This is a genomic window from Advenella kashmirensis W13003 (assembly GCF_000506985.1).
GTDB classification, from domain to species: Bacteria; Pseudomonadota; Gammaproteobacteria; order Burkholderiales; family Burkholderiaceae_B; genus Advenella; species Advenella kashmirensis_A.
Genome location: NZ_KI650979.1, coordinates 1863124 through 1886859, shown reverse-complemented (window position 1 = coordinate 1886859; position 23736 = coordinate 1863124). Strand labels below are relative to the sequence as shown.

Annotated in this window: 19 protein-coding genes; 8 read left to right on the top strand and 11 right to left on the bottom strand. The window is 52.3% G+C overall.

Annotation, left to right across the window (positions count from 1 at the left end; all coding sequences use genetic code 11):
- Positions 1–14: 14 nt before the first annotated feature.
- Positions 15–686 (top strand): GntR family transcriptional regulator, encoded by a 672-nt coding sequence (locus W822_RS32630; RefSeq protein ID WP_024004812.1) that lies wholly within the window; start codon positions 15–17, stop codon positions 684–686.
- A 15-nt stretch (positions 687–701) separates the two neighbouring features.
- Here W822_RS32630 and W822_RS32625 read toward each other — a convergent pair whose 3' ends face one another.
- Both W822_RS32625 and W822_RS32620 read right to left on the bottom strand, forming a co-directional pair.
- The gene (locus W822_RS32625; RefSeq protein ID WP_024004811.1) at positions 702–1664 is read right to left on the bottom strand and encodes a Bug family tripartite tricarboxylate transporter substrate binding protein; all 963 of its coding nucleotides are present in this window, start codon (positions 1662–1664) and stop codon (positions 702–704) included.
- 74 nt (positions 1665–1738) lie between these two features.
- Positions 1739–3097 (bottom strand): MmgE/PrpD family protein, encoded by a 1359-nt coding sequence (locus tag W822_RS32620; protein WP_172642775.1) that lies wholly within the window; start codon positions 3095–3097, stop codon positions 1739–1741.
- 1119 nt (positions 3098–4216) lie between these two features.
- Between W822_RS32620 and W822_RS32615 the strand changes: the two genes are divergently transcribed.
- Positions 4217–5923, top strand: a complete 1707-nt coding sequence (locus tag W822_RS32615) for an N-acyl-D-amino-acid deacylase family protein (RefSeq protein WP_081724323.1) — start codon at positions 4217–4219, stop codon at positions 5921–5923.
- A gap of 432 nt (positions 5924–6355) precedes the next feature.
- On the opposite strand, the gene W822_RS32610 is transcribed toward W822_RS32615, so the two are convergent.
- Positions 6356–7255 carry a LysR family transcriptional regulator gene (locus tag W822_RS32610; protein ID WP_024004808.1) on the bottom strand — a complete coding sequence of 300 codons (900 nt, stop codon included), beginning with the start codon at positions 7253–7255 and terminating at the stop codon, positions 6356–6358.
- A 107-nt stretch (positions 7256–7362) separates the two neighbouring features.
- On the opposite strand from W822_RS32610, the gene W822_RS32605 reads away from it, so the two are divergent.
- The 3 genes from W822_RS32605 to W822_RS32595 are packed head-to-tail and all read left to right on the top strand — an operon-like array spanning position 7363 to position 11145.
- A complete protein-coding gene (locus W822_RS32605) occupies positions 7363–8928 on the top strand; it encodes an AMP-binding protein (RefSeq protein ID WP_024004807.1) in 1566 nt (521 codons plus the stop codon).
- 12 nt (positions 8929–8940) lie between these two features.
- Positions 8941–10128, top strand: a complete 1188-nt coding sequence (locus tag W822_RS32600) for an acyl-CoA dehydrogenase family protein (RefSeq protein WP_024004806.1) — start codon at positions 8941–8943, stop codon at positions 10126–10128.
- Positions 10129–10164: 36 nt separating this feature from the next.
- Complete coding sequence (locus W822_RS32595; protein ID WP_024004805.1) at positions 10165–11145, top strand: Bug family tripartite tricarboxylate transporter substrate binding protein; 981 nt, start codon at positions 10165–10167, stop codon at positions 11143–11145.
- Between the two features lie 49 nt (positions 11146–11194).
- Here W822_RS32595 and W822_RS32590 read toward each other — a convergent pair whose 3' ends face one another.
- A complete protein-coding gene (locus W822_RS32590) occupies positions 11195–12082 on the bottom strand; it encodes a LysR substrate-binding domain-containing protein (RefSeq protein WP_031242511.1) in 888 nt (295 codons plus the stop codon).
- 96 nt (positions 12083–12178) lie between these two features.
- On the opposite strand from W822_RS32590, the gene W822_RS0123455 reads away from it, so the two are divergent.
- Positions 12179–13603: a CoA transferase gene (locus W822_RS0123455; protein ID WP_024004803.1), complete on the top strand. Its 1425-nt coding sequence runs from the start codon at positions 12179–12181 to the stop codon at positions 13601–13603.
- 42 nt (positions 13604–13645) lie between these two features.
- Positions 13646–14629 carry a Bug family tripartite tricarboxylate transporter substrate binding protein gene (locus W822_RS32585; RefSeq protein WP_051401649.1) on the top strand — a complete coding sequence of 328 codons (984 nt, stop codon included), beginning with the start codon at positions 13646–13648 and terminating at the stop codon, positions 14627–14629.
- A 52-nt stretch (positions 14630–14681) separates the two neighbouring features.
- Here the strand turns inward: W822_RS32585 and W822_RS32580 are convergent, their stop codons facing one another.
- Together W822_RS32580 and argH are read right to left on the bottom strand one after the other, a co-directional pair.
- Entirely contained in the window at positions 14682–15671 is a 990-nt protein-coding gene (locus W822_RS32580) for a Bug family tripartite tricarboxylate transporter substrate binding protein (protein WP_024004801.1), read from the bottom strand.
- 34 nt (positions 15672–15705) lie between these two features.
- Positions 15706–17205 carry an argininosuccinate lyase gene (gene argH, locus W822_RS32575; RefSeq protein WP_024004800.1) on the bottom strand — a complete coding sequence of 500 codons (1500 nt, stop codon included), beginning with the start codon at positions 17203–17205 and terminating at the stop codon, positions 15706–15708.
- Between the two features lie 196 nt (positions 17206–17401).
- Here argH and W822_RS32570 point away from each other — a divergent pair, with 196 nt between their 5' ends.
- Positions 17402–18292: a LysR substrate-binding domain-containing protein gene (locus W822_RS32570; protein ID WP_024004799.1), complete on the top strand. Its 891-nt coding sequence runs from the start codon at positions 17402–17404 to the stop codon at positions 18290–18292.
- 162 nt (positions 18293–18454) lie between these two features.
- Here W822_RS32570 and W822_RS32565 read toward each other — a convergent pair whose 3' ends face one another.
- The 5 genes from W822_RS32565 to W822_RS32545 all read right to left on the bottom strand — a co-directional run bounded on the left by W822_RS32565 (position 18455) and on the right by W822_RS32545 (position 23734).
- Positions 18455–19267, bottom strand: a complete 813-nt coding sequence (locus tag W822_RS32565; RefSeq protein ID WP_253272253.1) for an AraC family transcriptional regulator — start codon at positions 19265–19267, stop codon at positions 18455–18457.
- 173 nt (positions 19268–19440) lie between these two features.
- Positions 19441–20760, bottom strand: a complete 1320-nt coding sequence (locus W822_RS32560; RefSeq protein ID WP_024004797.1) for a benzoate/H(+) symporter BenE family transporter — start codon at positions 20758–20760, stop codon at positions 19441–19443.
- 87 nt (positions 20761–20847) lie between these two features.
- Positions 20848–21654: an enoyl-CoA hydratase/isomerase family protein gene (locus W822_RS32555; protein ID WP_024004796.1), complete on the bottom strand. Its 807-nt coding sequence runs from the start codon at positions 21652–21654 to the stop codon at positions 20848–20850.
- Positions 21655–21675: 21 nt separating this feature from the next.
- Complete coding sequence (locus W822_RS32550) at positions 21676–23229, bottom strand: AMP-binding protein (protein WP_024004795.1); 1554 nt, start codon at positions 23227–23229, stop codon at positions 21676–21678.
- Entirely contained in the window at positions 23222–23734 is a 513-nt protein-coding gene (locus W822_RS32545) for a (2Fe-2S)-binding protein (RefSeq protein WP_024004794.1), read from the bottom strand. The genes W822_RS32550 and W822_RS32545 overlap by 8 nt, the downstream gene beginning before the upstream one ends.
- Positions 23735–23736: the final 2 nt, after the last annotated feature.

The following is a 23736-nucleotide window of genomic DNA, read 5'->3' as shown; positions in this document are numbered from 1 at the left end:
TCGAGCCTGGATCTATGTCAGAAGCCCCGTCGTCTTCACCCAAATTGCATGGCAATACGGTCGAACAGCTATTTAATCAGTTAAAAAAATCCATTCAGAATGGGACCTTCGCACCCGGCCAGCGTCTGGTCGCTACCGACCTGGTAAAAGACTATGGTGTCAGCCGCGGGCCGTTGCGCGAAGCGTTCAGAAGACTGGGGGCAGAGGGATTTATTGATGTCGTGCCAAACAAGGGCGCTATCGTCAAAAAATTCTCCAGAAAACAGATCCACGATCTATTTCTGATTCGACAGGTCATCGAAGGACTTGCCACCAGACTGGCGACAGAGAATCTGAAAGAGCATGGACTTAAGGAAGAACACAAAATGTTAGAGCAGATCGCAAGCGGCGCCCCGGACGACATAGCGAATTTCTCAGAAGAAAACAGCAAATTTCACAGCACCATACTCAGACTTTGCGACAACCAGAAACTGCAAAGCCTTGTCGAACAAATGCAGCTCCCATTTGTCAAATACCAAATCAGGGGTTCGCTGGATCGGGACTACATTACTAGCTCGAAGAAGGAACATAGCCAAATCGCAACGGCAATGCTCGCGGGCGATGCAAAACTTGCCGAGCGTCTCATGCAAAAGCACCTGGCGAACGCGGCTGACCGGGTAATGAAATTACCCGATATTTTTCCTTGAAAAACGGACTTTGAGTTACTTTTGGGGAGCCCAGTATCGATCCAGTAGCGTATTGAGCTGCTCGCTTTCCTGCTCCACTTCACGCTGGAAAACATCCGGCGCATTGAATACCGGCGTGCCGCCTTCGGCGCGTATCTGTGCCCGCAAGCTTTCGTCAGTCGAGACTGCCCTGACGGCTTGGACAATACGTTCGAAAGCAGGCTGGGGAGTTTTCTTGGCAACCAGCAAACCATACCACGTCTCACCCTGGACTGAATACTTGAGTTCAGCGAGAGTCGGGACATCAGGCAATTGATCAAATCGCATTTTCGATCCGACCGCCAGCGCCCTAAACGTTCCACCTTTAATTTGCCCCAGGCTTGACGTTACTGCCGGAACCGCCATTGCAATATGGCTCCCCAATACATCGGTCATCATCGGCGCAGTTCCTCGGTATGGCACGTTAACGGTGTCAGCAAGAGCCGCTTCTGCCATTAACTGCTTGCCAATCAGCTGCGCATAAGCGCTTCCGGAACCCCATGCGCAATCATTCGATTTGCACCAAGTCACATACTCTTCGAAATTACGCACTGGAAGCTTTGAGGAAACCCCAAATACCAAAGGTGAGGTCTGGATTTTGGAGACATAACGAAAATCGTTCACTGCATCGATTTTGTTATTCGGTACTGTTTTATTCCACAACAACATCTGACTGATCTGAAACAAGAGCGTGTAGCCATCGGCTGGCGCATTGAGCACACGCTGGGTACCGATCTGTCCTTCCGCACCGCCTGCATTTTCTACAACAACAGGCACTTTCCAATAATCTGCCAGGCTGCGGGCCAGTTTCCGCGCAAGCGCATCCGTTCCCCCGCCTGCCGGATACGGCACCATTACGGTAACAGGTCTGTCGGGAAAAGTGGCGGCAGCCGCCGTTGAAACTCCTAGGGTGCCACTCACGGCCCAACATAATATTTTAGAAAACTTATTTAAATTCATTTACTCGTCTCCAATCATTGATTTAAGGTTGCGTTTTTTATATATAAAAGCAGCCTGTTTTTGAACATCAGTCATTACAAAAGTGTTTCGTAAATCTGCTGAAAATACGACCTTGAATGCCCCTCTCCCAACCTCATCACCGCCTTGTATAGCTTTGCAGTATCGACGTTGTAGTTACCCCATTCCAGACAATCTTTCACCTTGAGCAGCATTTCATTTTCTGACAGAGGTGCAGCCGCCGATCCTCTTAATAGCTCGCTTTTCTGGGTATATACAGCCGTATTTTTTGTGCGAATGCAAACCTCGGCCCAACGGGGAGCAATAGGTGAGTCGGTTTCCCTGACTGCAATACGTCGCATCAGCGCGCGGACCGAAGGCCTGGCCACCGCAGCATCGGTAAAGCTCGATAAACAGACCTGGCCGTCCAGCAGCATCGCAGCGACTCCGTATTGCATACTGAATTTTCCTTCCAACCCTCTTTCTGGCGAAGGATGTACAAGAGGGATTAAAGCGCCTGAGTTCGTTTGCACCGTTACGGACTCGATATCATCGCAATGAATTTTATGTGTCGTCATCAGATCGGTGACAGCGTCAAGCGCGCGATGAGTGGCATAACACATTGGATACTTTTTTACATCGATGCCAATACACTCAAATTCCAAAGCTCCTTTTCCCATGGAGAAGAGCTCATTACCGCCATTTCTATCTTGCGCATAAAGAGCAAAATAACCAAAGGGTCCATCCAAAGCTTCCGGTGAAGCCTCGAATCCCGCTTGTGCCATCAAGACAGCACGTACCGCAGCCGCATTGGCATGGCCCGCCTGAAATGATTTAGCCTGGGTTCCGACGTTCTGTCGACTGCCGCCAGTCTGCGCAACCGCCAGACCAATGGCGTGGCTGGTTTGGAAGATATTCAGCCCTAGAAGATGAGCGCACGCCGCAGTCGCGCCGATAATTCCAATGGAGGCTGTGGTATGCCATCCGGTCGCATACTGTGAAATGGCAAACCCTCGCGCCAGCTTAAGCATCACCTCGAAACCTACAAGATATGCACTGGCCATTTTGGCTGTTGGCATATCCGTATATTCTCCCAATGCAGCCAATGCAGGCCACAGAACGACACTGGGATGACCACGTAATGGGCTGCTCACATCGTCATAGTCTAGAACATGTGCAGCAACCCCGTTTATTAATGCTGCGACTTCCGGTGACGTCTTCCGCCGCAAGCCCCAAACGGTTGACACTCCTTGTGGATCCAGACCCGGTGCGTCTAAATATTGCCCGGCCGCCAGGCAGGCTGGTTCACTTTGTCCCCCAAGGGCTACTGCATAGGTATCCAACAACGTTAACGCAACGCTTCTCACAATGCTTTCCGACAAGCATTCATTGGAAAACTCATTGGAAAATTTAGAAATCAGGTATTGAGCGTTCAAATTTGACCACCTCTCTTGATCATAGAAGAGCTTGCACGCGCCCATTCTTTCAGTTTAGTTGCGAATTATTGTACTACAATATAATAATACAATATTTTAAAAAAATACAACTGATTACCACACCAATTCGTCTGTAGCAGGTTTTTTTCGTGTAGCACCTCACCCTTTGCACTGAACGTCAGAAATGGCGGTAAGATGGATTAAGGATGCTTCGTTAGCCGCAATGATATGGATACCTTTGACATCCATATCATTCAAGACGTACGCTGTTCCAGCGTACGTCCGACAGATTCTTCAGATTTGTGCGTCATCTCCGTGATACGCATCCCGAAGGACCTAGTCCCTGAGGAATTTTTTATGTCGCTTTCGGTGGTTTTGTATAGAAATAGAGTTCTGTTAAGAGAAGAATAAAAATCAACAAGCTCTATTCCTTTTCTACTGATTTTCTTTTTCAGGGGGAAAGGCTATGGCTTTGCACTTTTGAAGATCAATCAAATTGATATAGGGATAAGCATGAACTTAAGCAATCCGGTAGGCGCTGGTCTCGGATATCTCATCAACTAGTCCATATAATATTTTCATAATACGAAATCAAGCTGGGAATTAGAAAAATTCATAATACTCAATTCCGCAAACGCAGGTATTCTGGGGCTTCAAAAGCCGCAGTTCTACTGGCCTCGACAGACTTTAGTTCAAATTTGATATGGAAAATTGCGACGACCAGATAAATCGACAGACTTAACGTCCAATTTTCCTTAAAAATTCCTCTAAGAAGAAATCGACAGACTTTATTTCTTCTGTTCATATTAAATCGAAAGACTGAAGTCTGTTGGTTTTTTATTTTCTTTCAACGCCTGCTGATTCACAACTAAAGCCATCAAAATCTAAGCAATTTTGATGGCTTTAGTTTTTCTATTTCGGACGTACAACAGTTAGGCAACCGAGCGCACCTGCGAAAAAATCATAATGCGCGTCAGGTTGGTTGGTGCAGCTAATCCTTCCCATTAAATATATTTTTACTTTCATTTTTTTACACTCAGTCAATAGCATTACGTTAGCCTGAATTATCATGACAGCGCTAGACTAAATATAAATATCGGGAGTACTTCATTGTGAATCATGGTGAAGTTCATCCCCTTTATTAAATTACAGCCAATAATAAATATTGATCATGAAGGGAGGAAGGAAAAGATGTTAAATAATGTGGGAAAGACACTGGCCGGGCTTGCACTCTGTGTGATTTCTTCAGCGGCTCTGGCTCAAGATATAAGCAATGACAAAGTCGATGTGATTATCGAAAACGGATTCGTATTCGATGGTACCGGTGCGCCATGGACTAAGACCGATGTGGCTGTAAAGGGGGACCGCATAAAAGCAATTGGAAATCTGAAGGATATGAGTGCAGAACGACGCATTGACGCCACTGGACTCTATGTATCGCCTGGGTTCATCGACCCGCACACGCATGCTGGGGACGGCCTGGTAAAGGCTGAACTGGGGGGAGCAGAACCCCTTTTAGCACAAGGCTTGACCACCGTCGTCGTCAACCCGGATGGCGGCGGCGGTTCGGCCGGCACTGATACCGTCAATATCGCCGATCAGCGCCAAAAGCTTCTTAGCCACGGAGTTGGCGTGAATGTGGCCCAGCTTGTTCCGCATGGGATGGTTCGTCGCTTGGTAATGGGAGATGTAGACGAACATGCAAGTGAAGAGCAGCTGGATAAAATGCGCGAATTGGTACGTAAGGGCATGCAGGATGGCGCGTTCGGTTTGTCCAGCGGTCTTTTTTATGTTCCGGGATCTTTTGCTGATATTTCTGAAATTGTGGAGCTGGGCAAGGTCGTCGGAGAGTTCGGCGGCTTATATACCAGCCATATCCGAGACGAAAGCGACTACTCAATCGGACTTATCCCGTCAGTCGACGAAGTCATCAAGGTCGCCCGAGAGGCAAAAATTCCCGGCGTTGTAACACACGTCAAAGCATTGGGCCCACGAGTTTGGGGCTTTTCTGAGGCGGTAACTCAACGCATAGAGCAAGCGCGGGCCGATGGCGTAGAAATGTGGGCAGACCAATATCCTTATGAAGCTTCCAAGACCGGGTTATCTTCTGCGCTCATTCCACGATGGGCTATGGCAGGCGGCACATCGAAAATGCTGGAAAACCTTAAAGATACCGCAGCCCTTGACAAAATGCGACCTGAAATCGAGACGAATTTAGAACGACGCGGGGGCGCGGAACGCATTCAATTGGCCAATTTCAGCCCGGATACTTCTCTGGAAGGAAAGTTGCTCAGCGAAATATCTGAAAGCAGAGGCAAGAGTCCGGTCGATACGACAATCGAGTTATTGATCGAGGCAAAAGGACAGATTGGCATCGTTTCTTTCAATATGCTCACGAGCGACGTCGTATCTTTTATGAACAAACCGTGGCGCATGACCTCGTCTGATGGTGATCTTGTCCCTATGGGAGAAGGTGTGCCGCATCCTCGAGTCTACGGTACATTTCCACGAATGATTGCCAAGTATTCGCGTGACGATAATCTGGTTCCGCTGGCGACAGCGATACACTCAATGACAGGTCTTCCGGCTACTGTTCATCGCATGAAGGATCGAGGCTTTCTCATGACGAATATGTACGCAGACATAACCATCTTTGACTTAAAAGAAGTTAAGGATATGGCCACTTTCACTGAACCCCATCAGTTGGCCAAAGGAATGAAATATGTCTTTGTGAACGGTAAACTTGCCGTTGACGAAGCGAACTACAAAGACATCCGCAAAGGGCGTGTTCTGAACAGAAATGGTGAGGATTTTGTAAGAGAATAGCAGCGCAGGAGAGACAGAGGCGACTATTTTGCCTCTGCCGGGTACTTAGCGTCTGTCCCCCGCATTACCGCCAGGATCGGGCCTGTAATTTTCTTAGAAAGGAAGCCAGACTCGACAACGTCATCTCATTTCTTATTAACGAAGCGACATCAAGGCATTTCACCCAGCCACTCTACTCCCACGCTGCTGAATTTCTGAACGAACGGACGAAGCAAGCCGATCAGTTCACCCTGCAGAACAACTCCTGCATGACACAACAGCAAAAATCGTGTCAGACCCGGATGTCATTAAAAGGCTGGAAAATTTGGCAAGCCGCCCCTTCACCTGTGTAAGTTTAGATCTTTGCCTGGATTTATTACGCTCGGAAGACCGTATTGTCGGGGAATTAATAAAAGATACAGGCGTCACACCGCAATAACCGTCCACGTTTTGTCAGGAATGTTGCCCATGCACCAAATCGATAAACCGTTGCGCCAATGGAGACAGGATTGCAGTATTCCGGTACAGGATACCCACTTTGCGTATAAATCGACCCTGCTCCAGAGGCAACGCCTTGAGCCCCGCGCCCGCGGTACTATTAAGCGTCGATTCACTCATCAAACCGATGAGGTTGGTATTCTCAATGAGCGGATTCAGCTGACCCGACGTTCCATTATTGAATTCGACAACGACCCGTGGAGGCGGTAATCCGGCTTCTGCGAATCGGCCTTCTATCTCCCTGCGGATATTTACAGTAGACGCAGGCAGCAACCAGGATTCGTCGCTCAAATCTTCAAGCCGAAGTTCCGCGATTTTCAGCAAAGGATGGCGATTATTCACTACCAGCACGATGGGGTCATCCAGCAAGGACACTGGCGTCAGGTCCTCATGCACCACGCGTGGCAAGGCGCTGATGCATAAGTCGATGTCGCCTGCGTGCAGCGCTTCCTGTAACCGGTCATTTAAATTGAACATGAGCCGCAAACGTGCCGCAGGGCGCTGCCGTTGCAATTCCAGCGCAGCCGGAACAAATACGCGCTGAATGTAAAGCGTAGATACACCCACCCGCAGCAGACCACGTTCTCCCAGGTGCAGGTCAGACGCTTCTTTGACCGCGTCGTCCAGCCCTGACCGTAATTTACATATGCGCTCATAAAACGGTTGCGCCGCCGGCGTCAGTTGCATGCCGGTGCTGCTACGAAAAAATAGCGGGAAACCCCACTCGCTTTCCAGACGATGCAGCGCCTGGGTAATCGCAGGTTGGCTCACTCCAAGTGCTTCGGCAGCACGGCGGACCTTGCCATGTTTGGCGACAGCAAGAAAGTAATCGACATCGTCAAGGCGGATACTCATAGGTTTTCAATTGTCATTTTTGGTGATAAGTATACCTTATCAGATGCCACCTCCTACTTATCCCGGGCTGATCAACGCGTTGATACACTTGCCCGAAAGGAGATCAAATGAATATTGGAATTTTTACGGAACGCAGTGCACGCTTCTGGCCGCAGAAAACAGCCATCCTGTTTCGCGATCACGCCATTACTTATGCAGAACTTGAAAAAAGGTCCAATCGCCTTGCCCATGCTTTGCTCGGGCTTGGCTTACAGAAAGGCGACCGGGTAGCAATCGTTTCCCCAAACCGGCCAGAAATCATAGAGCTGGAGTGTGCGTTGTACAAGGCTGGCCTGGTTAAAGTAGCACTCAACGCCCGCCTGGCCCAGAATGAGCTGGAAGATGCGCTGTCCAATGCAGAGCCGAGCATCTGCTTTACCGGGCCGGAACATCAGGCCATGATAGACAAAGCAACTCAAAATGGCATTGCCCTGGCTCACCGCTTTATTTTCTCTTCAGACGAAACCGCTGAAGACTGGCAAGACTACGAAACATTGCTCAGCCGGCATTCCGATGAGCATATCCATATTGATATGGCGACAGACGATCTTGCCGTTCTGCATTACACATCTGGTTCGACAGGCAAGCTCAAGGCGGCGATGCAAACGGTGGGCAATCGCATGGCGTCCTTGCGCAAGAATGTAATGGGTCGGATGCATATGCAGGGAAAAGAAGTGCTACTGCTGAGCGGACCTATTACGCATGCCAGTGGGATGTTCATGCAGGCCATTCTCTACCAGGGCGGTACGATTCTGTTGCTTGAAAAATTCCAGCCCAACCAGGTCCTGGAAGCAATAGAGAAACACCGAGCGACAATTTGCTTTGTCGTACCTGCCATGATTAACGCGCTGCTGGCGGATCCCGGCATCAAGACACGTGATCTGTCCAGCCTGCGCCTGCTCCTTTATGGTGCCGCGCCCATTTCACCCACCCGTATCCGGGAAGCATGGTCAGCCTTCGGTCCCGTATTATCGCAGGGATATGGGGCAGGAGAAACGACTGGCGGCATCATTGCGCTGAGTGTAGAGGACCATCGTATCGCTATCGAGGAAGGGCGGGATGAACTGCTTGGCGCCTGCGGACGCATATCTTGTGAGTCCGAGGTGGAGGTGTTGGATGAGCAAGGTAACCGCGTCAAGGGTGATGAAATCGGCGAAATCTGCGTGCGCGGCCCGGATGTTTTTGCTGGCTTTTGGCGCACACCCCAGGCAACTGCCGATGCTTTCGATAAGCGCGGCTGGCTGCGTACGGGCGACCTGGCACGGATGGACGATGCAGGTTACATCTACATTGTAGATCGTCGCAAGGAAATGATTGTGACCGGCGGATTCAATGTTTACCCCAATGAAGTGGAAACCGTACTGGCTCAACACCCTGCTCTGTATGAGGCATGCGTGATCGGCATACCGGATGAGCGCTGGGGAGAAGCCGTGACTGCGGTTGTCGTTTTGCGAGACGGTCAAGAGGCAAGCGAAGAAGAAATCATGACCTTTTGCCGCGACAGGCTTGCCGATTTCAAGCGTCCCCGCTCCGTGGCATTTGTCGATCAGTTACCCAAAAATGCAAACGGCAAACTCTCGCGCAAAGATGTACGCGAACCCTACTGGCGCGGCAGAGCCCGCCTGGTCAATTGAAGCGGAGACAGCATGAATCTGGACACAAAAACATTTGAAGGCTCCCCACAAGCATATGAATTTATTCAGGAAGTACAGGCGTTTATTTCAAATGAGATAGACCCGCTGGCTTCGCAAAATGGCATTACATACGAATCCGGCGCCTCACGCGAACTGCTCAAACACGTATGGACGCTTTCTCGTCGTCATGGGTTCTACGGGGTCAATCTGCCTGAAGAACTTGGTGGTGCCGGGTTTGGCGTTCGAGACCTCGTTCTCATCAAAGAAGCGATTTATGCGACAGGATCAGTATTGGCCCCCCATGTGATGGGAGAGTTGTCTGGACCGCCACGAGTGGGGGCCCTGGCGCGCGCCGCTACACCCGATCAGATGGAGCGCTTTATCCTGCCCGTAGCCCGCGCGGAGCAGGCTATTTGTTTTGCCATCACAGAACAGGAAGCGGGCTCCGATGCCGGCGCAGTGCAAACAAAAGCGGTGCGCGACGGCGATCACTTCATCCTTACCGGTAAAAAACGCTATATTTCAGGATCCCCTTTTTGCGACATGGCCGTGGTCATTGCCTCGACCAGTGATGATCCGCAACGCCGCGAGACCTCCGCCTTCTTTGTGGAACGCAGTCGACCGGGCTTTGTGGTCGAATCAGGGTACAAAACGCTGGCAGGTCAATCAAGCACCGGGGATATCATCCTGTCCGATTGCCGCATCCCGGCTGCCAATATGATTGGTGAACAGGGTAAAGGCCTGGCGATGGCGCTGGGTCGAATATCCGTGAACCGGCTGATGCATTGCCCTGCCATGCTCGGGCATGCGAGTATTGCGCTGCGTGATTCCATCACATATGCCATGGAACGCCGCCAATTCGGCCAGCCCATTGGGGCCTTCCAGGCAATACAACATATGCTGGCCGACATGGCGACCGAATGGACAGCAGCACGCGCCCTGGTCCTGAGCGTCGCCCATGCGCTGGACCAGGGCATTGACGGGCGTGCGCAGACATCCATGGCCAAATTATTCTGCTCAGAAACTGCTTTCCGCATTGCCGATCGGGCCGTGCAAATCCATGGAGGACAAGGCATCGTCCAGGGCAGCCGGGTAGAGTTCATGTTCCGGCTGCTGCGCATGTACCGCATCCTGACCGGAACAAGTGAAATTCAGCGCAATACCATTGCTCGCGATTTGCTGGCAAGTGAGCGGCAGTAAGAATATCTATATTTAAATAATGACAAGGAGACAAAAATGAACAAAAAAATCAGAAAAATAGCGTCTGTTGTATGCTGTGCCGCAGCTGTAACAATGACTGCCGGGCATGCCAAAGAAAGCGACTATCCGTCGTCTGCCATTACATGGGTCGTGCCCTACCTGCCCGGCACCGGCCCCGACTCCAATGCCAGAATTATCGCGAATGCAATGTCAGGCGTTCTCGGACAAACGATTGTCGTGGAAAACCGTGGTGGTGCCGCTGGCAATATTGGCGCTGCAGCGGTCAAGCGTGCCCGTCCGGATGGGTATACCTGGCTTTATTCTTCGACTGCCATGGCAGATAATATGCGTATTTACGCAAGGCCCGGCTTTGATGTGATGAAAGATTTCACGCATGTAGGAAGCATGTCTCAGTCGGACTCCGTCATAATCGTACGGCCGGACTCACCCTACGATCGTTTCCAGACATTAATCGATAAACTCAAGGAAGCAAATGAACCGTTGACTTACGCATCAGGTGGAGTGGGAACGCCGTCGCATCTGGGTGCCGAACTCGTTCTGGCCAAAACGCACACCAAAGCCTTGCAGATCCCGTACAAAGGCGCATCTGAATCTTTGAATGCGGTCATTGGTAAACAAGTCGACTTTGCTCTTGTGCTGGCATCTGTTGCCATCCCCCAGATAAAAGCCGGCAAAATCAGGCCGCTTGCGATCCTGACAAAAGCGCGGAATCCTCAACTTCCACAAGTACCAACGGTTGCCGAATTGGGGATTCCCGATGTCGACAATACGTCTATCGGAGGAATCTCAGTTCCTGAAGGTACACCGGACAGTGTAGTGAGCGCGATCAAGCATGCGCTTGATGTGGCGCTTGATAACGCGGAAGTAAGAAAGCAACTGGAAACCACCGGCGTTTCAATATCACGCCTGAGCGGGCAGGAATATAGCCAGCGTCTGAAAGACCAAACGGCATGGACCGAAAAAATGATGAAAATTACGGGTCTTGAACCACAGTAGTACAAAAAATGCGATTGCAGATAACCGTTTAAATGAGCAATAGTTAGACTTAAATCCGGGCAACCTTCAACAACGAAGTCAGCGCCGGATTTTGATCGTCCTCGCGCCACGCCACCGATATTTCCTGGTGCAGATGCGGTGTCTTATCCGACAGCGGGATATAGCGTACGCTGGGATGAATCAAAGCAGTCAGATTGCCCGCAACCAGTGCGACCGACAACCCCGTCGCAATAATGCACACCATGCTGGCGACCTGCGCGCATTCCTGCTCGATATTTGGATAAAAGCCGGCCTCCATACAAGCGGCTATAAGCTGCGCATGAGCAGCAGGCACCCGCTCCCGGGAGAACGCTACAAAGGATTCCTGCGCCAGCTCTTTGAGCGAAATCCGTTTTCGGCTGCTCAGGGGATGATTGACCGACAAAGCCACCATCAGCCTATCACGCGCATAAAACCGGGTTTTGACACCACGTGCCTGGGAGGCCAGCGGTGTGCGCAACAGACCGACATCAAGGTTGTGATTCTGTAATTGTTCCAGTTGATCCAGCGTCGTTGTTTCCACCAGACGAAAGGTAATATTCGGATATTGCTCCCGGAAGCGGGTAATCAGATCAGGCATAAATCCATATCCCACACTGCCGATGAAACCCATTGAAAGATGACCGATGTCGCCATTGCGGGCGTGCTGCGCGCGCTCTATCGCCAGCCGCTCGTATTTCAGCCACTGCCGAGCCTCTTCCAGAAAGACCCGACCAGCTGCAGTCAATGTCACATTTCTTTTATTGCGTTCAAACAGCTGCACATCCAGGTGTTCCTCCAGTTTCTGGATCGCCTGGCTAAGGGGCGACTGGGCAATATTGACCCGCTGGGCAGCTCGCCCAAAGTGCAGTTCTTCGGCAACGGCAATGAATTGCCTGAGTAATTTGCTATTGAGCATAAAGATATTTTTTATCTTAATTGTCATTAATTATATATTAGACATAACTGTGCGACCTCTCTAGAATTTTCTGATCATTCACGGAAAATCAACAACATGACAGATCACACTCAAGCCGAAGAGGACGTTCGGCGCGCTATTCGAACCCTGCTGGCCCAGAATCCTGAAACCAGCGAACGGCCAGATGCCTGTCTGTCGCTGCATGGCACACTGCCTGATTTCGATTCACGACACAAGCTTGCCGTCAGCGCCGCTTCGGCTATCGGTGCATACGCCGTCACCGTGCAACAATGGTGGCAACAATGCACCGGACACGCTCAAACCATTGATATCGATTGGATGCAAGCGGCCAGTTCACTTAATCCGGGACATTTTCAGACCCAAAGCGGCTATGGTCTGCCCGCCCTGTCTTTACTGACTGAGCTGAAAGCCGACTTCTATCGCACCCGGGATAATCGCTGGTTTTTCCCCATTGGTTCATATCCGCACCTGCGCGACGGCGTACTCAAGGTGCTGAACTGTCCCAATACCGAGAGGGGCCTGGCCGACGCCATTGCCAAATGGAGCGCCGATGAGCTGGAAGACGCCTTTGCCGCAGCCCGATTACCTGGCATTTATGCCAGGAGCCAAAGCGAGTGGCGGGCGCATCCGCAGGGTTCCTTGCTGGCGGCGCAACCTCCCATACAGATTGAAAGAATCGACGACAGCCCGGTTATTCCTGCCAGCGCCGGCGAACGCCCGCTTGATGCACTGCGTGTACTGGATATGGGTCATGTCATTGCCGGCCCGGTCGTCGCACGCACATTGGCTGAGCACGGTGCGCAAGTGCTCAGGCTCGACCCCCCGCTGCGTCAGGATCCCTTCCGCCAAACCATCGATACCAATATCGGCAAGCGTTCGGCCTTCTGCGATCTGGATCGGGACGAAGACCGCACCCGTCTGCAAACACTGATTGCAAACACAGATGTCATGGTCCAGTCGTGGCGGCCTGGCAGTCTCGAAGGACGCGGCTTCGGAGCACAACAGGCAGCAGCGATCCGGCCCGGTATTATTTATGTTTCAGTGAGTGCATATGGAGACAGCGGCCCCTGGGCCACACGTGGCGGTTTCGAGCAACTGGGACAAATCGTCAGCGGTATCGCCATGGATGAAGGCGATGCCGACCGGCCCCGTCTTGTCCCCACCTATCTGCTCAATGATTATCTGACCGGCTATCTGGGTGCCACAGGTGTGATGATGGCGCTTATGCGCCGGGCCCGGGAAGGCGGCAGCTACCATGTCAAAGTCTCATTGACGCGTACCTCAATGTGGGTACAGGACCTCGGGCTGCTTGCCATACCGGATGCCGCCATCCGCGGCCAGCATTTTGCCACCCAGTTGCGGCCTGTACTGGAGCGTCGTGACTCTCCCTACGGGATCCTGGAACAATTGGGACCTGTTGCCCGGTTTTCTCATACCCCTGCAAAGTGGTCACTTCCCCCTTCCCCAACCGGAGCGTTTCCTGCCCGCTGGCAATCCTGAATATTCAGGAAAATAATATTCGAATAATGAAATCGGAGACAAATGATGAAAACAGTTCCTGCCGTAGCGGCCGTCACACTGGCCAGCCTTTTTAACATAACCGCGGCGCACGCCGAACCGACATATCCGGACAAGCCAGTGAGCGTCATCATCGGCTTTTCACCGGGCGGGCCAACCGATGCTATCGGCCGTGTCCTCTTCCGCAAAGTGGCGGAGGTGATGAAAACCCCGTTTGTGATAGAGAATCGCCCTGGCGCCGGCGGCAACATCGGCTCCCAGGACCTGGCCCGGGCCAAGCCCGATGGCTATACAACCATGTACGGCACCTCGTCGGTCACCACGGCGCCACCTCTTTTCAAACGTGATGATCTGAATCCGGAGAAAGCGTTTGATGCTGCCGCATGCACAACCAAAGTCCCATTGATACTGCTGGTGAACAACAAGATATCTGCCAACAACGTCGCTGAATTCTACAAACAGATCAAGGATAACCCGGGCAAATTCTTTATGGGTTCTTCAGGAAACGGGTCTATCGATCATCTGGTCGCGATGGAAATTGCCAGCAAGCTGGGGCAGAAATTTCAACTCGTGCCCTATAAGGGAAATGGGCCTGCATTGACAGATCTGGCGGCAGGCAATGTAAATTTCATGTACTCGGGCTCGTTCAACAGCGCTCTGCCGTTCATCCAGAAAGGGACGATCAAGGCACTTGCGGTCACATCGTCGAAACGTTCTGGTGCCCTTCCTGATGTTCCGACTCTGAGTGAAAGTGTGAACGAACTCAAGGGTTATGATGCCGGCACCTGGCAAGCATTGCTGGCGCCGAAAAATACCCCGGCAAACGTGCTGAAAGCACTTGATGCAGGCGTGCAATCCGCCCTGAAGGACAAGGAAGTTCTCAAAAGCCTGCATTATCAGGGTGCCGACATCATGCATATGCCCCCTTCGGAATGTCAGGCCTTCATCAAGGACGAATATGCCCGCTGGTCAAAAACCATCAGCGATCTCAACCTGAGCGCCAGATAATCCCCAGTGTGACCTGCGCCTGAATACAATGAATGCGAATCAGGTCCGGTCTTCAATCAAGGGAGATATTCGCCGACTTGATCACTTCGGTCCACCGTTTCAACTCGAAGTCGACCAGATTCTTGTATTCCTTGCTGTTTCCAGCACGAGGTTCGGCCCCGATGCCGCCCAGGCTTTTGGCAACGTCCGGGCTGTGCGCTATCCCGGTGATAGCTTGCGAAAGCTTATCGACTATCGGAGCGGGCGTGCCCGCCGGGGCCAGGACACCAGACCAGGAATCCACTGCAAAGTCAGGAACACCCGCTTCAGCCATGGTCGGTACATCGGGAAGCAAGGGAGACCGTTTGTCGCTCGCAACAGCCAGGGCGCGAAGCTTGCCTGCCTTGATTTGCGCCAGGACCGTGGGCATATTCACAAACATCAGGTCGATCCGGCCGCCAATCAGGTCATTATTGGCCAGGCCTGCCCCTTTGTAGGGAACATGCTCGAACTTGACGCCCGTTCTGAACTGAAAAAATTCGCCAATAAGATGATTGACCCCGCCAGCTCCGGAGGAGCCCATGAAGAGTTTCTGTCCCCGGGACTTGGATAGGCTGATCAGTTCCCGGACACTCTTTACCGGTACGTTATTGTTGACCACTAGCACGTTGGGTACCGTGGCAAAAAGGGCAACCTGTGTGAAATCCTTGCGAGGATCATAGGGTAGTCGCTTGTACAATAAGGGGTGAAATGCCTGATGTGATGATGCGGCCAGCAATAAGGTGTATCCATCGGGAGGAGACTTGGCTACGACATCTGCTCCCAGGGTTCCGCCAGCTCCGGACTTGTTCTCGACGATCACCTGTTGCCCCAGGACTTTAGAGAGATTATCTGCCAGCAACCTGCCAATAATGTCCACAGAGCCGCCAGGCGCAAATGGCACGATGAGTTTAATCGGCCGTTCTTCCGGGTAAGAAGCTGCTGCGGCAATGTTCAGGGAGCATGCCATGATGATGCCCGAAATAAATCTGATGCCAAATAGCTTGATATTGAATTTTTTCATGTCCACCTTCCTCCAAAGTTATTGTATTGATGCGTCAAAGCGATGCAAGGGCCTTGATCTCGTTATTCATCTCCCGACTCGCGGCCTCCAGCCTTGATCGGTTTGATGCCACGACCGCCAGAGCTTGATCAATGTGCTGCAACTGCCTTTGCGCTGCCTCCCGTGTGGAGTCTGGTGCCGGCCCCCCACTCTTGCGGGCAATTACACTGTCAACCGGATTCAGGTACTTGCGCAGCTTATCCTCGGACCATCCGAGAGGCGTCCCCGTCACCTCAATCGCAGCCTGATCCAGCATTTCGCTGGTCAGCTCATTTGCGGTTTTTGCAGCATCCATGGCCAGTCGCACCAGTTCGCCGACAATATGATGAGCATCACGAAAGGGCATATCCGCTTCAGCGACGAGGCCATCTGCCAAATCGGTTGCCACTGAAAAATCCCTGTTGACGTGCTCCAACATATGCTGCTTTCGTGGTTCTACGCTGCCCATAACCAGGCCGAACAGGGAGAGGCTGCGAAGGACTTCGTCCGCGCACTCCCAGAAATTTCTCATGCTCTCGCGACTACTATCGCCGGCATGTGTGTAATGCGTACCTTTTACAGTCACCAGCGCTGTATTGAGCAAGCCAAGAACATGGGCACTCTTGCCTTTCAAATACTCCAGCACCGCCGGATTCTTTTTCTGCGGCATGATGCTCGATGTACTGGCCACGCGGTCCGGAAAGAATACAAGTCCGAACTCCGGTGTAGACCAAACATGCAGATCCTGCGCAACCCGTCCCCAGGTAATGGCAAGCAAGGCCATGGCAGACATCGCTTCCCAGGCAAAATCCCGGGATGCGACCGAGTCCAGCGTGTTGGCCTGGACTGTTGTGAACCCCAGATGCCTGGTTGTTATGCTCCGGTCAATCGGGAATCGTGTGCCTGCAAAGGCCCCTGCTCCCAATGGACATATATCGATGCGTACCAGAACGTTTAGCAGACGGTCCATATCTCGTCCAAGATGCTCGGCGACACCTGACATATAAAAGCCCAAGGTCATGGGTTGCGCCGGCTGCAGATGCGTGTAGCCAGGCATGATCGTATCGGCAAAACCTGTTGCGCGTTCAAGCATATTCTTTCTAACCCGGCCAACTGCTTCCAGAATATCGAGGACGACATCGCGGGCGCGAATGCGGTCCGTGGTCACGCTAATATCATTACGGCTGCGCGCCATATGGACCCGCCCCCCGATATCCCTGCCGGTGATCGCCATCAGCCTGGCTTCGTAATTGAAATAGGGATCCTCCTTGGCCGGATCCAGCTCAACCGAGGACGGACCTTCCGATTCTATTTGCAGCAAGCCTCTGGCAAGTTTTGTGGCGCTATCAGGTGCGATCAGCCCCGTCTTGTACAACATCAGCAGATGTGCCTTGTTCACACTTGTCATATGGGGAAAGACCTTGAGAAAGTCCCGTCCTATGCGCGGCGCATAAATCAGTTCACAGATTTCCTGGGCGAGAGGCTCTTTCAGCCGTCGGCTCACTTTTGATTCCATTTTTTATTACTCCATTTGATATGGAAACCAGTATCGACGCAGCACATCATCACGTCAAATCACAAATTCACGCGAGTTCATACATTTTTGATATGACCTCCAGTATCATGCAGGGAGGCCTGAGGCGAATACACATTTGGATATTCGCGTTTGGACAACATGATTGTGTAAAAATGATGCTCTTCATTGGACGCTTATGAACTTCAAGCAACTTGAAACATTCCGGGCCGTCATGCTCACCGGCTCAATGACAATTGCCGCCAGGCAGCTCCATACGTCACAACCTAATGTCACTCGCATCATTGGCAAGCTCGAAGAGGAAGCGGGTTTCGCGCTCTTTGATCGTTTCGCAGGACGTATTCAGCCCACAAAAGCGGGGGAAGCGTTTTTCCGGGAAGTGGAACGATCATTCATCGGACTCGATAGCATGGCTGAGTCAGCGCGGGTCATCAGGGACGTTGGCCAGGGGGCGCTCAGGGTGGCGGCAGCGGCATCCATTGTGATGAGTGCATTGCCGATTGCAATCCGCTTGTTCCATGCGCGCCACCCGCGTATCCGAGTGATTGTTGATACTGGCGAATCTTCCGTCGTCGCGAACTGGATCGCGACGCAGCACTCCGACATCGGATTCGTAGCCTATATGCCCGACAAGCCAGGTGTTATTACGTCGTTAATTCACGCGGAGAACGCCACGTGTATTGTGCCATCCGGGCATCGTCTTGCCGGCAGAAGCCACCTGACGCCAAGAGACCTTGAGGGAGAGCGCTTCATTTCCCTGCCGTCCGGCAGTGCTTCACGCATTGCGGTTGACGCAGCATTCGGCGCGATACAACGCACGATGGTTCTTGAAACCGCCTACGCTGTTACCATATGCCGGATGGTGAACGAAGGCCTGGGTATCAGCCTGGTGAATCCCATTGTCAGCCGTACCACGAAATTTCCGGGGATTGTCTCCATTCCGTTCAAGCCGGACATTCCGTTCAAAAGCTACATGCTCAAGCCTCAGCTGGCACAGCAGGATATGCATACGGATTTTTTCGTGGACTGTATGAAAGAGGCTTTCAAAGCGACATTGGATGACCAATGACAGAGAAAACCAGGCTGTTCACGTATCCGTCCGAATGAAAGCGTCTGGATTCTCCAACACTCTGCAAACCTGATAAATGCGTGCCGGATTAGAATGTACCACCATATATATCAGAAGCGATCAGCCAGGCGACTATTTTTATAATGCAACACAATTGGACATTTATAACAGCAAATCAATGTCGTCATCCATAAGATCGACAACCCGCCGGTACTCGCCTGGCGTAATACCTAAATGCTGCCGAAAAAAACGAGTGAAATGTCCCGGTGCAGAAAAACCGACATTGTATGAAATTTCACCGATACGCAATTGTGGCTGACACAGTTCCGCGATTGCCGCTTCTACCCTTAGCGCATTTGCATATACAGCCGGTGTCAGATTGGTACTACGGCGGAACAGTTCAAAAAAATGTGCACGTGACAATCCACTTTCTGCTGCCAGTTCTGAGAAGTTTTCACCGTAGCGCAAGTTTTCGCGAATTCTCCCAATGGCACGGCGAATACGGGGGTCCATCGTGTTTGCCCGTAAACTGCTGAACAACGGAGAAGAGTCTCTGAGTGAAGAATGTCGCTCCGCCGTGGCCATGAACAGATCAAAGATCTTACCTTCAAGAATATCAGATGCAATATCCTGAGATACCAGCATTTCGGCTGCCAGCGCATTGGCAAGATGGCGTGCGCCAGGAGGAAGTGTGGCACAGGGTTTGGGGAAAAACTGCGGATGACCGCTGACCGTGAGGGAGTGCAACACCTGACTAAGCCAGGTTGTTTCAAGGTAAAGCGCCAGCAAGATACAACGCCCTTCACCGCTGGGCGTATGCTCATAAGCATGTGGCTCCCACGCATTGATAAGAACGACGCTCTCTTCAGTCAAGGGCTGGCTTTTGCCTTTGACCAAAAATGAACTGTCTACACCGCTTACTTTGATCAGGGCGTGACAGTGATGATGGGCATGAATGACCAGCGGCTTGCTCATATCGAGCAAAGATACGCGGCCAAAGGCGCCTTGGAATATTTTAATCGCCGTTGACATGGTACCCAAATGGAGACACCCGCCCGGATGGACGGGTGGAGACGAGCCCGTGCTGCATCATCCGGGCCCGTCTCGCAGCATTCTTCAATTATATCAATAATTTGGCCATTCAATCACTAGGCTGTCCCACGCTCACCGGATACTTTGGTCAGTTGTTCCGGAGACTTGTCTGCGCGGTCGCGCTGACCCAGGCTGAACTTATCTGCCAGCGCCGAGGCTATTACACCGAATACCAACGCCCAGAACGGCGCACTGATCCCCAAGAGATTGAGGGAACTCATGCCAACCACAAAAGCGACGAAGGCACCCACCTGATTCCCGAGTCGTGGACCAAACGCGCCCTGCAACGAACTGAGCAGGACGCCGATCATAGCCAAGCCCGCGACTACGCCAATCAATGATTTGGGCAAGGCCATCACAAATGGGACCGCAAGCCCTGCAATCAGGCCGAATGCGCCGAACAGCAAACCATTGACAACGGTTGCGCCGTAGCGCTTATCCTTGTCTTCCCCGGCCTGCTCAGAAGAACAAATTGCCGTCATCGGTCCTGCAATATTGGCATTGTGCCCTCCCATCATGCCCGCTACTATGCCGCCCACGCCGCTGACGATGGTCATGGCGTTAATCGGAGGTTTGTAACCTTCTGCCATCAGCACGCCAATTGCCTGGGCGTTTTCAGCTCCGATTACCAATGCAGCCAATGGGACGGCAATGCCGAAGAAAGCACCCAAGGTAAATGACGGCGCCGTAAACTGCGGCATCACAAACGCAAGTTCAGATGTCCCCATTTGCAGTTGTCCGGTAGCCAGGGTGACAACCAACCCGACAATCAATGCGGCCAGTACTGGAGGTACACGACGCGTCAATCGGCCAGTGAGAAAGAAAGCGAGCGCCGCCAGACCCGCAATCAGCGGCGCAGCGCTGACCGCATCGACCGCAGCTACACCGAACCGGATCATTGCACCCGCTATCATGGCCATAACAATTGGCATAGGCACCCATCGCATGATGCGACCGATCACACCCGTGACACCCAGAATTAACACAAGGACGCCCGCCATAATGAACGCACCGATGGCCTCCTGATATGAAAACGTTGCGAAGGCAGCAGTCATGATTGCCGCCCCAGGTATCGAATAGGCACCGGTAATCGGCATGCGGTAGCGCATACCCATAAACAGGCTGATGATGCCGCCCAGAAGATAAATCGCGAGCAGCCATGCCACAGTTTGCCCGTTGTTCAGATTTCCAGCCTGAGCCGCGCCGATCACAATCAGGGCCGGGCCGGAGCATCCAAAAATGGCAGCAACCAAGCCTGCGCTGACCGAGTTCAGGTTCAGTGCGGAGGGTAGGCCCCGTAAACCGGCCATCCATCCTGACGCCGCCGGGTCCTTGTGCCCGTCGCCTTGTGCGGGCACCGATTGTTGTATATTCATAATTGTCTCCTATCGGTCGCCGAAAATGCTCGGCGGTCGTTGTTATGCCGGCACGCATGCGGAGTGAATGCGTGCATGCCAGCGGTTTTATTTTCCTGTGAAATTGGCTTTGCGTTTGGCGTGGAAAGCTTCCACACCTTCGCGAAAGTCTTCCGAACTGCGTAGCCGGCTGTAGCAATGACCTTCCAGTTCAATCGCGGCGGCTAGGGATGCGTCTTCGCTGTCATTCAGCAATTTTTTCGCAGTTCGCTGAGCAAGCGGCGAGAATTTCACCAACTCAGCCACCAATTTGTCAGTTGCGGATTCAAGCTGTTCATCCTCAACACATTCCAGCACCAATCCCCAGTCATATGCTTGCGGGCCAGGAATGCGGCGCGAACGCATCACAATATCTTTGGTACGCCCGATGCCTACCATTTTCTGCAGACGAGCCGAACCACCAGAACCCGGAATCTGTCCGAGTTTTTGTTCCGGCAGAGCGTATTCTGTGGTGGTAGTCGCAATTCGAAAATCGCAGGCCAGTGAAATCTCAAAGCCGACGCCAAAGCAATAACCCCGATTGGCTGCAATGACCGGTTTGGAACAACGCTCCGGCGAGGCAATATTCCACGCCAGCTTTGACACGTGTTCGGGCGACGCCTCAAGAAAACCGCGAATATCGCCACCGCTTGAAAAATGCTCGCCTTCGGCGCGCAGGACGATGACACGGACATTATCATCAGCATCCAGGGCTTCAAAAACCAGTCGTAGCTGTTCTCGTTCAGGCATGGAAATAATATTAAAAGGCGCACGATCCAGCACGATATCAGCGCGATGTTTTGCTGGATCGATTTCGACCCTGAAACCATCCAGGTTCTGCAGCAAGTCGTGCGCAGGGTGTTTAATTTGACTCATTCTGTAATCCTTATGTGTCGTTCAGTTAGCAAGATTAATAGCAGGTTCACAATTGGCGTCGATCTCGTACTCGCCGGAGACCAGCTTGCGGCGCAGAATTTTTCCGACGGGCGATTTGGGCAAGGCCGCTACAAAAACATACTCGCGCGGCCGCTTGAAATTGGCAAGATCAGTCGAGCGGCAGTATCGGTCCAGTTCCTCGGCATTTACGCTGGCCTGACGTTTTACAAAAGCTACCACCCGGTGCCCCCACCGTTCATCCTTGATTCCGGCAACAGCCACTTCGTCGACCGCCGGGTGCAGCGATATCACAGACTCAATATCCACAGGTGAAATGTTTTCTCCGCCGCTGATAATCATGTCGTCGACCCGACCACTAACGAACAATTCGCCGTCGGCATCGTAATAACCGATATCACCAGTGAAATACCACCGGCCAATCAGGGACTTCTGATTCGCATCAGGGCGATTCCAGTAACCCTCGAAGGCTTCGTCACCATCCAGATGAGCAATGATCTGCCCCTCTTCCATGGCATTAACCAGACTGTCGGGGTTATCACTGCCGAGCTGTATAACCCGCAAGCGGCAATTGATGGCCGCGCGTCCGCAACACCCCGCTTTTGTGCGCGCGTTCTGCGTGATGGCCATGGTGTAGACCTCGGAACTGCCATAATGATTGACAAAGAGATCTGGCGAAAACGCCTTGTCGAGTCGCCGCAGCAACGCTTCGGACATGGGAGCGCCTGCAAAGCCCAGTTTGCGCACGCGGCTGACATCTGTTCCAGGAAAGCGCGGATGGGACAACATATCGTGATAGAGCGTCGGCACCAGGTACAAGTTAGTGACACCCTCGCGCTCAATCAAGGTCAGGGCCTGTTCCACATCGAACCTGGGCATACACACGAAACATCCGTCAATAAGCGCCATCGAAAGTAAAGAGCGCACACCCATCGTGTGATAAAGCGGCATGACACCTAAAGTACGCTCCCCGCAGGCATACAGATTCTGTGCGACATGAGCCAACGCAGCGGCCCGCTCGTGTCGATGTCGACGTGGTACGCCTTTGGGTTTGCCAGTGGTTCCCGAGGTATACAGCATGAGCGAGAAATCCTCTGCGGTCGCGCGGGAAACACCATCTATCGGCGTTGCGGCCAGCAGGTCTTCGAAACGATGACTGCCTGGCAGGGTATCGCCCACGGCAATTATCCCTATATTCGATACATTTTTTGCCTCGCGCACGGCCTCAATGCAGGAGTCATCATACATAATAATTTTTGCATTGGAATCGGCCAAACAATAATCAATTTCATCGGGTTTGGAACGCCAGTTCAGGGGGGTGACGATCACACCCAGCATCTGGCAGGCCCAGTGAACAGTGGCCATTTCCCAGCGATTCTGCATCACAATCAAGAGATGATCGCCATGCCCAATCCCACGTTCCTCCAGACCGCCCGCGACCGTTTTTATAATATCGAACCATTGCGCATACGTCAGACGTTTTTCGTCAGCCACCAGTGCCGGCGCGTTGGGGTTGCGTTCAACACTTTGTATAAAAGTGCTTCCCAGATCAAGCATTTTCAGTCTCCGATTTTTCAGTTTTCAATTGGGCAGCCACGTCAAGGATGGCCTCTACGATAGGTGTGTATCCGGTACAGCGGCAAAGGTGCCCTGACAACATATCCCGGACCTGCTCTTCAGACGGGTCAGTAAAGCGCCCCAGAAAATCGACACAGGACATGAGAATGCCCGCGGTGCAAAAGCCGCATTGCAGTGCATGGTGTTTCTTGAATGCCTGCTGCAGAATGCTCAGCGTTCCATCCTCATTAGCCAGGCCCTCCACGGTACGCAAGTCGCAGCCATCGACCTGTCGCGCCAGGCACAGACAGGAACGGGTGGCGACCCCGTCGATTTGCACCGTACATGCGCCACATACGCCATGCTCGCAACCCACGTGGGTGCCCGTGGCCCCCAGTTCGTGACGAATAAAATCCGACAGCAACAAGCGGCTTTCGGCATGGCTGCTACGTGCAACGCCGTTGAGCGTAAGTCGAATCGGATGTCTGATCAGCTCTTCCGACATGG

Coding starts and splice junctions, on each gene's coding strand:
- W822_RS32585 (WP_051401649.1), top strand. CDS start 13,646: ATGATGAAAACAGTTCCTGCCGTAGCGGCCGTCACACTGGCCAGCCTT.
- W822_RS32615 (WP_081724323.1), top strand. CDS start 4,217: ATGGTGAAGTTCATCCCCTTTATTAAATTACAGCCAATAATAAATATT.
- W822_RS32545 (WP_024004794.1), bottom strand. CDS start 23,734: ATGTCGGAAGAGCTGATCAGACATCCGATTCGACTTACGCTCAACGGC.
- W822_RS32630 (WP_024004812.1), top strand. CDS start 15: ATGTCAGAAGCCCCGTCGTCTTCACCCAAATTGCATGGCAATACGGTC.
- W822_RS32590 (WP_031242511.1), bottom strand. CDS start 12,082: ATGCTCAATAGCAAATTACTCAGGCAATTCATTGCCGTTGCCGAAGAA.
- W822_RS32565 (WP_253272253.1), bottom strand. CDS start 19,267: ATGAGCAAGCCGCTGGTCATTCATGCCCATCATCACTGTCACGCCCTG.
- argH (WP_024004800.1), bottom strand. CDS start 17,205: ATGGAATCAAAAGTGAGCCGACGGCTGAAAGAGCCTCTCGCCCAGGAA.
- W822_RS32580 (WP_024004801.1), bottom strand. CDS start 15,671: ATGAAAAAATTCAATATCAAGCTATTTGGCATCAGATTTATTTCGGGC.
- W822_RS32605 (WP_024004807.1), top strand. CDS start 7,363: ATGAATATTGGAATTTTTACGGAACGCAGTGCACGCTTCTGGCCGCAG.
- W822_RS32550 (WP_024004795.1), bottom strand. CDS start 23,229: ATGCTTGATCTGGGAAGCACTTTTATACAAAGTGTTGAACGCAACCCC.
- W822_RS32595 (WP_024004805.1), top strand. CDS start 10,165: ATGAACAAAAAAATCAGAAAAATAGCGTCTGTTGTATGCTGTGCCGCA.
- W822_RS0123455 (WP_024004803.1), top strand. CDS start 12,179: ATGACAGATCACACTCAAGCCGAAGAGGACGTTCGGCGCGCTATTCGA.
- W822_RS32560 (WP_024004797.1), bottom strand. CDS start 20,760: ATGAATATACAACAATCGGTGCCCGCACAAGGCGACGGGCACAAGGAC.
- W822_RS32570 (WP_024004799.1), top strand. CDS start 17,402: ATGAACTTCAAGCAACTTGAAACATTCCGGGCCGTCATGCTCACCGGC.
- W822_RS32625 (WP_024004811.1), bottom strand. CDS start 1,664: ATGAATTTAAATAAGTTTTCTAAAATATTATGTTGGGCCGTGAGTGGC.
- W822_RS32610 (WP_024004808.1), bottom strand. CDS start 7,255: ATGAGTATCCGCCTTGACGATGTCGATTACTTTCTTGCTGTCGCCAAA.
- W822_RS32600 (WP_024004806.1), top strand. CDS start 8,941: ATGAATCTGGACACAAAAACATTTGAAGGCTCCCCACAAGCATATGAA.
- W822_RS32555 (WP_024004796.1), bottom strand. CDS start 21,654: ATGAGTCAAATTAAACACCCTGCGCACGACTTGCTGCAGAACCTGGAT.